This is a genomic window from Nocardioides sp. Leaf285 (assembly GCF_001422955.1).
GTDB classification, from domain to species: Bacteria; Actinomycetota; Actinomycetes; order Propionibacteriales; family Nocardioidaceae; genus Nocardioides; species Nocardioides kribbensis.
In genome coordinates this window covers 602146-614482 of record NZ_LMNH01000002.1, presented here as the reverse complement: position 1 = coordinate 614482, position 12337 = coordinate 602146, and the positions used below count along the sequence as shown (strand labels likewise).

Annotated in this window: 11 protein-coding genes; 7 read left to right on the top strand and 4 right to left on the bottom strand. The window is 76.0% G+C overall.

The window, feature by feature from the left end; all coding sequences use genetic code 11:
* Nucleotides 1–25 precede the first annotated feature (25 nt).
* Nucleotides 26–496 (bottom strand): PPOX class F420-dependent oxidoreductase, encoded by a 471-nt coding sequence (locus ASF47_RS08115; protein ID WP_056863465.1) that lies wholly within the window; start codon nt 494–496, stop codon nt 26–28.
* Between the two features lie 215 nt (nt 497–711).
* On the opposite strand from ASF47_RS08115, the gene ASF47_RS08110 reads away from it, so the two are divergent.
* From ASF47_RS08110 to ASF47_RS20620, 6 genes are all read left to right on the top strand, one after another.
* Nucleotides 712–1677: a hypothetical protein gene (locus tag ASF47_RS08110; RefSeq protein WP_156697807.1), complete on the top strand. Its 966-nt coding sequence runs from the start codon at nt 712–714 to the stop codon at nt 1675–1677.
* Between the two features lie 57 nt (nt 1678–1734).
* Nucleotides 1735–3630, top strand: a complete 1896-nt coding sequence (gene typA / locus ASF47_RS08105) for a translational GTPase TypA (RefSeq protein ID WP_056863463.1) — start codon at nt 1735–1737, stop codon at nt 3628–3630.
* Between the two features lie 249 nt (nt 3631–3879).
* The gene (locus ASF47_RS08100; protein WP_056863462.1) at nt 3880–4803 is read left to right on the top strand and encodes a DUF4397 domain-containing protein; all 924 of its coding nucleotides are present in this window, start codon (nt 3880–3882) and stop codon (nt 4801–4803) included.
* Nucleotides 4804–4865: 62 nt separating this feature from the next.
* On the top strand, nt 4866–5525 hold the full coding sequence (locus tag ASF47_RS08095) for a class F sortase (protein ID WP_056863461.1): 660 nt from the start codon (nt 4866–4868) through the stop codon (nt 5523–5525).
* Nucleotides 5525–6676, top strand: coding sequence for a glycosyl hydrolase family 8 (locus ASF47_RS08090; protein WP_056863460.1), 1152 nt, complete (start codon nt 5525–5527; stop codon nt 6674–6676). The genes ASF47_RS08095 and ASF47_RS08090 overlap by 1 nt, the downstream gene beginning before the upstream one ends.
* 29 nt (nt 6677–6705) lie before the next feature.
* A complete protein-coding gene (locus tag ASF47_RS20620) occupies nt 6706–7497 on the top strand; it encodes a tyrosine-protein phosphatase (RefSeq protein WP_056863459.1) in 792 nt (263 codons plus the stop codon).
* 12 nt (nt 7498–7509) lie between these two features.
* Here ASF47_RS20620 and ASF47_RS08080 read toward each other — a convergent pair whose 3' ends face one another.
* From ASF47_RS08080 to ASF47_RS08070, 3 genes are all read right to left on the bottom strand, one after another.
* A complete protein-coding gene (locus ASF47_RS08080) occupies nt 7510–8868 on the bottom strand; it encodes an MFS transporter (protein ID WP_056863458.1) in 1359 nt (452 codons plus the stop codon).
* 176 nt (nt 8869–9044) lie between these two features.
* Nucleotides 9045–9839, bottom strand: a complete 795-nt coding sequence (locus ASF47_RS08075) for an enoyl-CoA hydratase-related protein (protein WP_056863457.1) — start codon at nt 9837–9839, stop codon at nt 9045–9047.
* A gap of 27 nt (nt 9840–9866) precedes the next feature.
* Nucleotides 9867–10463 carry a rhomboid family intramembrane serine protease gene (locus ASF47_RS08070; RefSeq protein ID WP_235558680.1) on the bottom strand — a complete coding sequence of 199 codons (597 nt, stop codon included), beginning with the start codon at nt 10461–10463 and terminating at the stop codon, nt 9867–9869.
* Between the two features lie 101 nt (nt 10464–10564).
* Here ASF47_RS08070 and ASF47_RS08065 point away from each other — a divergent pair, with 101 nt between their 5' ends.
* Nucleotides 10565–12229: a sensor histidine kinase gene (locus ASF47_RS08065; RefSeq protein WP_056863456.1), complete on the top strand. Its 1665-nt coding sequence runs from the start codon at nt 10565–10567 to the stop codon at nt 12227–12229.
* Nucleotides 12230–12337 lie beyond the last annotated feature (108 nt).

Sequence of the window (12337 nt, the reverse complement as noted above, 5' to 3'; positions counted from 1 at the left end):
GCCCGCGCCGGCTCCGCGGAGCGGGTCAGGAGGGCACGCGGTCGGGCGGGAAGCCGCCGGTGGCGACCGGGCCCCAGCCCGTCACGGTGATGCGCAGCAGCGACTTGCCCTGACGGCGCATCGCCTCCCGGTACTCCTCCCAGTCGGAGTGCTCGCCGGCGATGCAGCGGAAGTACTCCACCAGGCCGTCCTCGGCCTCCTGGCTGGGCATGTCGAGCACCTCGGCGGTGCCGTCGACCTGCACCCACGGCCCGTCCCAGTCGTCGGAGTGCACCAGCACCGTCGCGGCGGGGTTGCGGCGCAGGTTGGTGGCCTTGGCGCGCGAGGGGTAGGTCGAGATGACGATGCGGCCCTCGGCGTCGACGCCCCCGGTGACCGGCGAGATCTGCGGCCGGCCGTCGGACTTGGTCGTCATCAGCGTCAGGTGGTGGCGGGTGCGCACGAAGTCGAGCAGCTGCTCGCGGTCGACCCGGTCGGTGGTGGCGATGTTCGGCATGGCGCCAGCCTAGGCGGGGCGATCACGGGACCGGGTGCGTCACGGACGCCGTGGGGTGCTGGGTGTCGTGGGGTGTCGTGGGCGACGATGGGGCGGTGGCAGCGAGGAGCAGGGCGGGCGGGACCGGCGGCAGGACCGAGCCCAGGACCGGGGGACGTCGCGGGGCAGCGGGTCGCGAGGGCGCCCCGGTGCGGGTGACGGTGGTCGGCGACCCGGTGGACGGCGCCGCAGTGGGCGAGCCCGCTGCCGAGCACACCGTGGAGGTGCCGGCGGCGACGACGCTGGCGGCGCTGCTCCCCCAGGTCGTGCCCGCGGTCGTGCCGCCGGTCGCCGCGGGCGGCGCCGACGTGGTGCTGCTGCTGCGCCACGGCGGCGACTGGCTGGGGATGCACAGCGCGACCACGGGCACGCGGGTGCTCCGCGACCCCGAGCGCACCGTGGCCGAGCTCGACCCCCCGCGGGTCCGCCTCGAGCCGTGGCCCGGCGTCGACGCGTCGCTGCTGCTGGAGGAGCTCGCCCTGGGCCGACTGCCCGACCTCGCCGACCTCGCCGACCTCGCCGGCGACGGGTGGCGGCGTCGCTGGGAGGCCGAGGAGCGGGCGCTCGGCGCGGGCGGCGGCACCGCCCGGCTGCTCGACGACGACGTCGTCGGGGCCCTGGCCGCCGTCGGGGCGACGGTGCTCGCCCACGGCCCGGGCCACGCGCGGGTCGAGGACGCCGCCGGGTCGTCGTACGTCGTGCGCTGCGACCGCCAGGGCGGTGCGGTCTCCCGCCTCGACGCCGACGGCCTCGAGCGCCCGGTCGCCGCGGTCGCCACCCGGCCGAGCAGCCGGGCGGGCACCGGCTCGGACACCCGGGCCGGGGCCGGGGGGCCGACCGCGCGACGTGCCCTGGCCGCGACGCTCGCGGCCCTGCTGGGCACGACGTGGCGCGAGCAGCAGGGCCTGGAGCCGGCCCCGTCCCCTGCGCCGACGCGCGACACCCGGGTCGAGGTGGCCCGCGGCGGCGGGGTCTGGGGCTGGTCGTGGAGCGACGCCGCGGGGCGCCACGAGGGCCGCTTCGCCGCCGACGGGGCGATGGCCGCCGCGACCGCGGCGTACGCCCGGCTGGAGCCCGCCGACGTCGTCGCGCACCTCACAGCCCCCGCCGCCGATGGGGGCGGGGACCCCTCGCGGCCCTAGAATCGAGGAGGCTCCATCGGGGCCCCTCGACTCCCACCGGAAGTGACGACGCACCGAATGTCTGGAAACACCACCCGCAACGACCTGCGCAACGTCGCCATCGTCGCGCACGTCGACCACGGCAAGACGACCCTCGTCGACGCCATGCTGCGCCAGGCCGGCGCCTTCACCGCCCACCAGGCCGAGAGCGTCGCCGAGCGCGTCATGGACTCCGGTGACCTGGAGCGCGAGAAGGGCATCACGATCCTCGCGAAGAACACCGCGGTCCACTACGCCGGCCCCGCGGCCGACGGCAAGCCGATGACGATCAACATCATCGACACCCCGGGCCACGCCGACTTCGGCGGCGAGGTCGAGCGCGGCCTGTCCATGGTCGACGGCATCGTGCTGCTGGTCGACGCCTCGGAGGGCCCGCTGCCGCAGACCCGCTTCGTGCTGCGCAAGGCGCTCAACGCCGACATGCCGGTGATCCTGGTCGTCAACAAGACCGACCGCGGCGACGCCCGCATCGCCGAGGTCGTCGACGAGACCTACGAGCTCTTCATGGACCTCCTCGACGACAGCCACAGCCAGGACGCGCTCGACTTCCCGGTCGTCTACGCCTCGGGCCGCGCCGGCGTCGCCGGTCTCGACCAGCCCGCCAACGGCGAGCTGCCCGACTCCCCCGACCTCGAGCCGCTCTTCAAGACGATCCTCGAGACCATCCCCGCCCCGACCTACACCGAGGGCGCGCCGCTCCAGGCCCACGTCACCAACCTCGACTCCTCGCCGTTCCTGGGTCGCCTGGCCCTGGTGCGCGTGCACGAGGGCACCCTGAAGAAGGGCCAGACCGTCGCCTGGATGAAGCGCGACGGCGAGACCAAGAACGTCCGCATCACCGAGCTGCTGGTCACCGAGGGCCTCGAGCGCAAGCCGGGTGAGTCCGCGGGGCCGGGCGACATCGTCGCCATCGCGGGCATCCCCGACATCACCATCGGCGAGACCCTCGCCGACCCCGAGAACCCGGTCGCGCTGCCGCTCATCCACGTCGACGAGCCGGCCATCTCGATGACCATCGGCACCAACACCTCGCCGCTGGTCGGGCGGGTCAAGGGCGCCAAGGTCACCGCCCGCCTGGTCAAGGACCGCCTCGACTCCGAGCTCATCGGCAACGTGTCGCTGCGCGTCCTGCCCACCGAGCGCCCCGACGCGTGGGAGGTGCAGGGCCGCGGCGAGCTGGCGCTGGCCATCCTCGTCGAGCAGATGCGCCGCGAGGGCTTCGAGCTCACGGTCGGCAAGCCGCAGGTGGTCACCAAGGAGGTCGACGGCAAGGTCCACGAGCCCGTCGAGCGCCTGACCATCGACGCCCCGGAGGAGTACCTCGGCACGATCACCGAGCTGCTCGCCTCCCGCAAGGGCCGCATGGAGCAGATGACGAACCACGGCACCGGCTGGGTCCGCATGGAGTTCCTCGTGCCGGCCCGCGGCCTGATCGGCTTCCGCACCGAGTTCCTCACCGACACCCGCGGCACCGGCATCGCCCACCACATCTCCGAGGGCTACGAGCCGTGGGCCGGCGAGATCCGCTCGCGCAACAACGGCTCGCTCGTCGCCGACCGCAAGGGCGCCGCGACGGCCTACGCCATGACCTCGCTGCAGGAGCGCGGCGTGATGTTCCTCGAGCCGACCACCGAGGTCTACGAGGGCATGATCGTCGGCGAGAACTCCCGCGCCGACGACATGGACGTCAACATCACCAAGGAGAAGCAGCAGACCAACATCCGCTCCGCCACCTCCGACAACTTCGAGAAGCTGATCCCGGCCAAGAAGCTGTCGCTGGAGCAGAGCCTGGAGTTCTGCCGCGACGACGAGTGCGTCGAGGTGACCCCCGAGATGGTCCGCATCCGCAAGGTGATCCTCGACGCCGGCGAGCGCGCGAAGATCGCCAGCCGCGCCCGCAAGGCCAGCAAGTAGCACCCGCACACCCCGCTCCACCCCCGAGGGCCCGCCTCCGTCTCACGACGGGGCGGGCCCTCGGCCGTCCGGCAGGCATGAAGGGCGCGAGTACGGGGTATGTCACGTACCGTGGTGCCTGGCGACCACCCCGCGGACCCTCACCCGGGCGCGCGCGGTCGCCGCCAGGCCGGGCCGGGGGGACCAGCTGCACCGACTCCTCGACGTCTCGACGCCGCACGACCGTCAGCCAACGCTCGAGGAGCACCCGTGAGCCCGCACCGCCGTCCCCGCACCGCCCGCACCTCCCGCACCGCACCGGCCCGGACCGTCCTGGCCACGCTGGCCCTCGGCGCGGTCGCGGCCACCACGCTGGCGCCGAGCGCCACCGCCGCACCCTCGACGGCGGGCAACGGCCCCGCCGCCCAGGCCCCCGCCACCACCGGCTGGCTCCGCCTGGGCCACCTCAGCCCCGGCACCGGCGACGCCGACGTGCGGGTGCTGCCCCTCGACGACGGCAGCCGGCTCAACCTCACCGACGTCCCCTACGGCGAGGTCTCCGACTTCCAGCGCCTGCCGGCCGGCCGCTACCGCATCGCCTTCCGCGAGGCCGGCCAGCCGCTCTCGGCCAAGCCGATGGTGGCCCGGCTCGTCGAGGTCGACCCCGGCTCGGCGGCCACCGTCGTCGCCACCGGCCGCGGCGAGTCGCTGCGCACCGAGGTCATCGACGACGACCTCACCCCGCCGCCCGCCGGGCAGGCCAAGGTCAGGCTGGTCTCCGGCGTCGGCGACAACGGCCCGGTCTCCGCGGCCGTCGTCGGCGGCCCGGTCATCGCCGAGGACGTCGCCACCGGCGGCTCCACCCCCTACGCCAACGTCGCGGCGCAGACCTGGCAGGTCGACGTCGCCTCCGGCTCCGACATGCCCACCACCGGCAGGGTCGCGGTGAAGGCCGGCGGCGTCTACACCCTCCTCGTCGTCGACGGGGCCGACGGCGGCGTCGAGATCAAGGCCCTCCAGGACAGCGGCAGCGCGGCCACCATGCCCTCCGGCGGTGTCGACACCGGCGCCGGTGGCCTCGCCCCCGCCGCAGGCGCCCCGACCGACCTGACCGCGCCCGCCGCGGGCGTCCTGGCCGCCCTCGCCGCGCTGGGCGGCCTCGTGCTGCTGCGCCGCGGACGCGCCACCGCCTGACCGACCCCGCCGGTCCCCCGACCGGAGCCCGCCCCCCGCACCGCCGACCCCGAGGCCGACCTGTGAGCACCCGCCCCGTCGCACGCCGCGCCGCCGCGGTGACGCTGCTCGTCGTCGCGGGCGTCTCGGCGCTGGTCGCCGTACGGGCCGGGGACGGCCCGCAGGCGGCGTCCTCGCCGGCCGCGGCCGTGCCCTCGGCTGCCGCCGCCCCGACCGCCCCGTCGGGCTCCTCCGCGCCGTCGTCGGGTGCCTCGACGATCCCGGTGCAGGGGGCCACGGCGGCGCGACCGGTGGAGGTGCGGGTGCCGCGCCTGGGGATCGTCTCGCGGCTCGACGACCTCGCCGTGGTCGCCGACGGCACCCTGGAGCGCCCGCCGCGCTGGCAGGTGGCGGGCTGGTACGCCGCCGGCCCGAGACCCGGCGAGACCGGCCCCGCGGTGATCGCGGGGCACGTCGACTCCCCCACCGGGCCCGCGGTGTTCACCGGGCTCGAGGCGCTGCGTCCCGGCGACCTGGTCGAGGTGCTGGGCGACGACGGCACCACCACCAGCTTCACCGTCGACCGGCTCGCCACCGCCCCCAAGGACGCCTTCCCCACCCGCGCCGTCTACGGCCAGACCCCCGACGCGCAGCTGCGGCTGATCACCTGCGACGGCGCCTACGTCGCCGACGCGGGCGGCTACCAGGACAACCTCATCGTCTTCGCCACCGAGCGCGCCTGATGGACGGCGGGGTCGCACCAGCGGAGCCCCCGCGCACCGGGCGGCGACGGACCCTGCGCCTGCTCGGTCTCTGCTGCGCCACGGCGCTCGTGGTCGCCCTCGTCGCCACGACGCTCGTCCTCGTCCTGCGCCCCACCGGCAACGAGAGGGGGCCGGAGGGACCACGCGCCGACGTCGACGCCCGGGCCTTCCTGGAGACCTACGTCGAGCCGGACGGCCGGGTCGCGCGCACCGACCAGGGCGGCGACACCGTCAGTGAGGGCCAGGCCTACGCCATGCTGCTCGCGGTCGCCACCGGCGATCGCGACACGTTCGACCGGGTGTGGGACTGGACGCGCGAGGAGCTGATGACCGCCGAGGGCCTGCTCAGCTGGCGGTGGGCCGACGGAGCGGTGGTCGACGCGTCCCCGGCCGCCGACGCCGACCTCGACGCCGCACGAGCCCTCGTGACCGCGGGCCGGACCTTCGACGAGGCCGACTACACCGAGGCGGGGCTGAGGCTGGGCACAGCGGTGCTCGACCACGAGACCGTCCGCACCCCGGCGGGCCTCGTCCTGGTCGCCGGACCGTGGGCCACCCAGGGCTCGCCGTACGTCTTCAACCCCAGCTACGTCTCGCCCGTCGCCACCGGTCTGCTCGACGCGGCCTCCGACGACCCCCGGTGGGAGGAGCTGACCGCCGGTTCGCGAGCGGCCCTGGAGGGCCTGACGTTCGGTGGTCGCCTGCCGCCGGACTGGGCCGAGGTGTCCTCCGACGGGTCGGTCCGGGCGACCGGCTCCCCGAGCGGAGGAGGGCCGCAGTTCGGCTACGACGCAGCGCGGGTCCTGGCGCGTCACGCCGAGTCGTGCGACCCGGACGACCGCGCCATCGCCGCACGGGCCGCCGACCGGCTGGGCCCCGAGCTGGACGTCGACGTGCTGGAGCTGTCGGGCGAGCCGCTGTCGCGCTTCACCAGCCCGGTGATGCTGGTGGCCCGTGCCGGGGCCGACGCCGCGTCGGGCGACCCCGCCGCCGCGCGCGCGGCGCTGGCGGCCGCGGACACGGCCGCCGCCGCGGCACCGACGTACTACGGCGACGCCTGGGCCGCGCTCGGTCCCCTGATGCTCGCCACGACTACGCTGGGTGCCTGCCCTGCGGTGCCGGCCGCGTGAACCACCCGGCGGCGAGGCAGGCTTGCTCCGTGACCCACGACCCCCTGGCCGCCCCCGCCGGTCCGCCCGCCGACCTCCCCGACCTGCATCACCTCCCCGACCTGCACAACCTGCGTGACGTGGGCGGCCTGCGCACCGACGACGGCGGGCGCACGCGCCACGGCGTGCTCTACCGCAGCGGCACGGTGGCCTTCCTCGACGCCGCCCAGGCCGAGGTCCTCGTCGGAAGCGACGGCCTCGGCGTGCGCTGCCGCGTGGACCTGCGCGGGCCGCGCGAGGTGGCCGAGGAGACCAGCGCCGCGCTGCGCGAGCGGGAGCGGCGCGCCGAGCACGTCGAGATCCACGCCGCCGACGTGGCCTGGGACTTCACCGCCTCCCACCGCAGCGACTGGGTCGCCGCCCACTACGCCCGCTACCTCGACGCCTCCGGCGACCGGATCGTCACCGTGGCCCGGCTGCTCGCCGACCCGGCCAACCGTCCGCTGCTCGCGCACTGCTCCGCGGGCAAGGACCGCACGGGGGTGACCGTGGCCGTCCTGCTGCGAGCGGTCGGTGTGGTCGCCGACGACCTGGTGGCCGACTACGCCCGCACGACGCAGGCCATCGCGGGGCTGCGCGAGCAGCTGACCCGGCTGCCGGCGTACGGCGACCGGATCGCAGCGGTGCCGCAGGAGGCGCTCGGGTCGACCCCCGAGACCATGTGGGCCTTCCTGTCCACGCTGGAGGAGCGCCACGGCGGCGCGCGGGCCTACCTGCTCGGCCACGGACTCGACGGCTCCGAGCTGAGCGCGCTCACCGAGGCTCTCGTCGAGCCGGCCTGAGGGTCCCCGCCCTCACTCCACCTCGGCGTACGCCGGCTCCGCGCGCCGCGACGACCGGGCCGGCCGGGAGCCGCGCAGCGCGGGGGCGAGCACCAGCAGGCCGGCCAGCGGCAGCAGCGCGAGCACGGCGAGGCTGGGGCCGATGCCGATCACGTCGCCGAGCCCGCCGACCACGGCGGAGCCGACCGAGCCGCCGGTCATGAAGACCAGGGTGGCCACACCGAGGGCGACGCCGCGCACGTCGGCGTCGACGGCGTCACCGACCGCGGCGCTGAGCGAGGGCTGACCGAGGCCGAAGGCGAAGGTCACCAGCACCACGGCCCCGCCCAGCACGGCCGGCACGTCGAGGATCGCCCCGACGCCCGCGACGAGCAGCGCCACCGAGGCGACGGCCCCGGAGATCGCCAGGCAGGCGGTGGGGCCGATGCCGCTGATGAGCGGGCCGGCCACCCGCGGCACGGCGAGCGCCAGCACGGCGCTCGGCACGAGGAGCAGTCCGACCTGCCAGGGCGCCCAGCCCTCGGCCACCAGCACGGCCGGCACCGCGATGAGCTGGCCGAACCACGCCGCCGGCACCGCGGCCGCGGCCACCGCGCTGCGCACGACGGCGGGGTTGCGCACCACGGCCAGCGGCAGGAACCCGTGGGGCCGCCGCCGCACCCGCAGCGTCGCCAGCGGAGCGCCGAGCACGAGCAGCAGCAGGCCCACCAGGGCCACCACCACGCCGGTCGACGGCGACTGCACGAGCAGCACCAGCCCGGCCGCGGTCACCGCGACCAGCACGGCGCCGAGGACGTCCAGGCTCGCGCCCGTGCCGTCCCCCACCAGGGCGCGCCACAGGAAGGGGATCACCGCGACGCCGAGGATCGGGATCGCCATCACCGCGCGCCACCCGAAGGCGTGCTCCACGAGGCCCCCGAGGAGCGGCCCGAGACAGCTGACCGCCGCCGCCACGCCGGCGAGGCGACCCAGGGCCAGACCGCGCACGGCCCCGTCGTACCGCGCGCTGAGGATGGCCACGCCCAGGGTCGGCACCGCCGCCGCGCCCGCGCCCTGGAAGAGCCGGGCGGCTAGCAGCACGCCGAAGGAGGGCGCGAAGGCCGCGACCAGCGCGCCGCTGGTCATCAGGCCGATGCCGATGACGAGCGGCAGCTTGACCCCGACGAGGTCGGAGACGCGGCCGTAGACCGCGGTGGTGACCGCGAGCATCAGCGCGTAGAGGCTGATCACCCAGGTCGCGCCGCCCACGCTGGTGCCGAACTCCGCGCCGATCGCCGGAAGCGCGATGGCCGCCGAGGCCGACCCCATGCCGGCCAGGCCGAAGAGGAGCCCGAGGAGCACGGAGACACGGCGCGAGTCGTCGAGGGGCATGGTTGTCGCCAACAACGACCGACCCGGGCGCATTCCTCGCCCGGCCGCCCAGCACGGCCGGCGCGTCCCTCCACCGGGCCCGCAGGGGGGACCTGTCGGCCCGGACCCGCACCTGTCGGCCCGTGCGCGGGGCGACCGGTGCGGGTTTCGCCAGCCGGCTGGCGAAACCCGCAGCCTCACCCGAAGGCCGGCTTCTCCTTGCCCAGGAACGCCCGGACCCCCTCGGCGAAGTCGGGCCCGGTGTAGACCTCGCGCAGCAGCTCGTGGTCACCGGCGGGCGAGGCCTCGAGCCGGCGGGCGCGGTCGAGCAGCTGGCCCTTGGTCGCGCGCAGGGTGACCGAGGACGCGGCGCGCAGCCCGTCGAGCAGGGCGGCGAGCTCGGCGTCGAGGGCCTCGGCGTCGGGCGAGACGGCCATGAGCGCACCGACGGCGTGGGCGCGCTCGGCGTCGACGAGCCGCGAGGCCAGCAGCATCTCGCGGGTCACCGGCTCGCCGAAGACGGTGGCGCAGCGGTAGACGATCGAGGCGGCCAGCGCGTTGCCCAGCGTGCGGGCGATGGGGTAGCCGAAGCGCGAGCCGGCCGTGGCCAGGCGCAGGTCGCAGTGGGTGGCGACGGCCAGTCCCCCGCCGACGCAGACTCCGTCGACGGCCGCCACGGTGACCTGCGGGAGCGCGAAGAGCTGCTCGAGCAGGTCGCGGATCCAGTCCTCGTAGGCGACCGCGTCGGCGTCGACGAAGTCGCTGATCTCGTTGCCCGCGGCGAAGGCCCGCCCGCCGGCGCCGCGCAGCACCAGCACCCGCACGCTGCCGTCCTCGCGCAGCTCGGCGCACAGGTCCTTCAGCGCGGCGTACATCGCCCGGGTGAAGGCGTTGCGGCGGTGGGGCCGGTTGAAGACGACCTCCACCACCCCGTCGCCGCGGGTCACGATCAGGTCCTCGCCCGGGCCCTCGCCGGTGCTCGTCTCGCTCACGCCGCCCGACCCTACGGTCCGGCGGCCTCAGCCCCGCGAGGTGTCCGCGCCCGGCCGGGCCACGACGTACGCCGCGACCGCGCCTGCCAGCGCCCCGAAGAGGTGGCCCTGCCACGAGATGCCCGGCTGCCCGGGCAGCACGCCCCACAGCAGCCCGCCGTAGACGACCAGCAGCACGACGCCGAGCACCATCTGGCCGACCCGGCGGGCCACGAAGCCGCGCAGCACCAGGTAGACCAGCCAGCCGAAGACGAGACCGGAGGCCCCGAGGTGCACCGTGCCGGCCGGGGAGACCAGCCAGGTGCCGAGCCCACCGAGCAGCCAGATGACCGCCGTGGCCGCCAGCCCGCGCCCGACGCCCCCGAGCAGCACGAGGAAGAGCAGGAGCGCGGCCAGCAGGGAGTTGGAGGCGAGGTGGTCGAAGCCGCCGTGCAGCAGCGGGGCGAGCAGCACCCCGACGAGGCCGTCGCCGGTGCGCGGGCGGATCCCGTCATCGTCCCACTGCACCCCGGGGAGGGCGTCGACGAGCTCGAGCACCCACAGCAGCGCGACGAAGCCGAGGGAGATCCCCAGGGCGGCGGGCCAGGTGCGCCGGGGGCGGGTGGGCGCGGTCGGCAGGCTCACGCCGACCACGGTAGCCAGGCCCTGCACGGGCCGGGTCGGGCGCTCGGCCCGGATCGCGGCGAAGCGCCGCGGGAGGGGGTGCGATGCGTCAGACTGCGAGCGTGACCGTCCTGACGGCCTCGGGGAGCGCCGTCGAGGCTCCTTCCTCGCCGCCCGCCGCGCCGCCCGCCGCACTGCCCGCCGCACTGCCCGCCGCGTCCCGTCGTGCGCCCCTGGTGGTCGCGGCGGTGGTGCCGGCCGTGGTCGGGCTGCTGTTCCTCAACGCCGACCTGCTGCTGGGTCCTCACCCCGCCTTCCTGCCCGCCTTCCTCACCCTGGTGCTGGCCTGCGACCTGCTGACGGCGGTGCTGCTGGTCGAGCAGTACCGCGCCGGCGGCGGGCCCCGCGTGCTGGCGCTCAGCGCCGCGTACGTCTGGTCGGCCGCGATCGTCGTGCCCCACGCTCTGGTCTTCGGCGGGCTCTTCACCCCCACGGGGCTCCTCGGCGCCTCCCCCAGCAGCGCGCCGTGGCTGTGGGCGGCCTGGCACACGGGGCTGCCGGTGCTGATCGGGCTGGCCCTGGCGCCCTGGCCGGCCGGGCTGGAGGCGCGCCTGGGCAGCCTCGAGCACCGCGGCCGCCGGCTGCTGCTGACCCACGGCACCGTCCTGGCCGCGGCCGTCGGGACCACCGCGCTGGTGACCGCGGGCGCCGACCGGATCCCCACGATCATCGTCGACGGCGACTACACGGTGCTCACCGAGCGCTTCGGCCCGTGGATCGTGGCGCTCTGCCTGCTCTCGCTCGGCGCGGCCCTGGTCGGCGTCCTGGGGCGCCGCGACGCCCAGGGCATCGAGGCGTGGGCGATCGTCGCCGTCGTCGCCACCACCGGCGACGCCACCCTCACCCTCTTCTCCGAGTCGCGCTTCACCGTGGGGTGGTACGGCGCACGCGCCCTGGCCCTCACCGCCGCGACCGTCGTGCTGCTCGCCATGCTGCGCGAGGTCACCGCGCTGCACCGCCAGGTGCTGCGCGACTCGGTGCGCCTGGAGACCACCAACCGCCAGCTCCTCGACGCCCAGAACCTGCGCGAGCACATGGTCGCCGTGGTCACCCACGACATGCGCACCCCTCTGACCGGGCTGCAGGGCTACCTCGAGCTGCTCTCCGAGGCCGGGGGCGACCTCGGCGAGGAGCGTCAGGCCACCATGATCGACCGCAGCCGCATGCTCACCCGCCGGCTGACGCTCATGACCGAGGACATGCTCGCGGTGGCCACCACCGACCGCAGGGTGGTCGCCCTGGAGCCGGCCCCGCTCCTGCTCGCCGCGGAGCTCCAGGCCTGCGCCGAGGTCTTCCCCGACCTCGACCTGCGCCTGGAGTGCGAGCCCGGGCTCCGCGTGCAGGCCGACCCGCTGCGCCTCCAGCAGGTGCTGGTCAACCTGGTCGGCAACGCCCAGGCCTACGGCGCCGAGCCGGTCGTCCTGGCCGCCCGTCCGCTCCCCGGGCCGCCCGCCGCCCCGGGTCCCGCCCCGGTCGAGCTGGCCGTCTCCGACGCGGGGGCCGGGGTGCCGGCCGACTTCGTGCCGCAGCTCTTCGACCCCTACACCCGCGCCGAGGGCACCGGCCGCCGCGGGTCCGGCCTGGGCCTGTCGGTGGTGCGGGAGCTGGTCGAGGCCCACGGCGGACGGGTCTCCTACGACGCCGCCGCCAACGCCTTCCGCGTCGTGCTCCCCGCCCCGGCCGACCTCAGCCTGGTCGAGCCGGTCGAGGCCGACCCCGTCGCCTGACGTCCCCCGGCTCCACCCGTCACTCGCGTCACACCGGTCGGCCCGGACCCGCACCTGTCGGCCGACGCGTGGGCCGACAGGTGCGGGTTTCACCGGCCGGCTGGCGAA

What these genes read in the sequence shown, in the direction of transcription:
- ASF47_RS08090 (WP_056863460.1), top strand. Translation starts at nt 5,525, where the DNA reads ATGGACGGCGGGGTCGCACCAGCGGAGCCCCCGCGCACCGGGCGGCGA.
- typA (WP_056863463.1), top strand. Translation starts at nt 1,735, where the DNA reads ATGTCTGGAAACACCACCCGCAACGACCTGCGCAACGTCGCCATCGTC.
- ASF47_RS08115 (WP_056863465.1), bottom strand. Translation starts at nt 496, where the DNA reads ATGCCGAACATCGCCACCACCGACCGGGTCGACCGCGAGCAGCTGCTC.
- ASF47_RS08080 (WP_056863458.1), bottom strand. Translation starts at nt 8,868, where the DNA reads ATGCCCCTCGACGACTCGCGCCGTGTCTCCGTGCTCCTCGGGCTCCTC.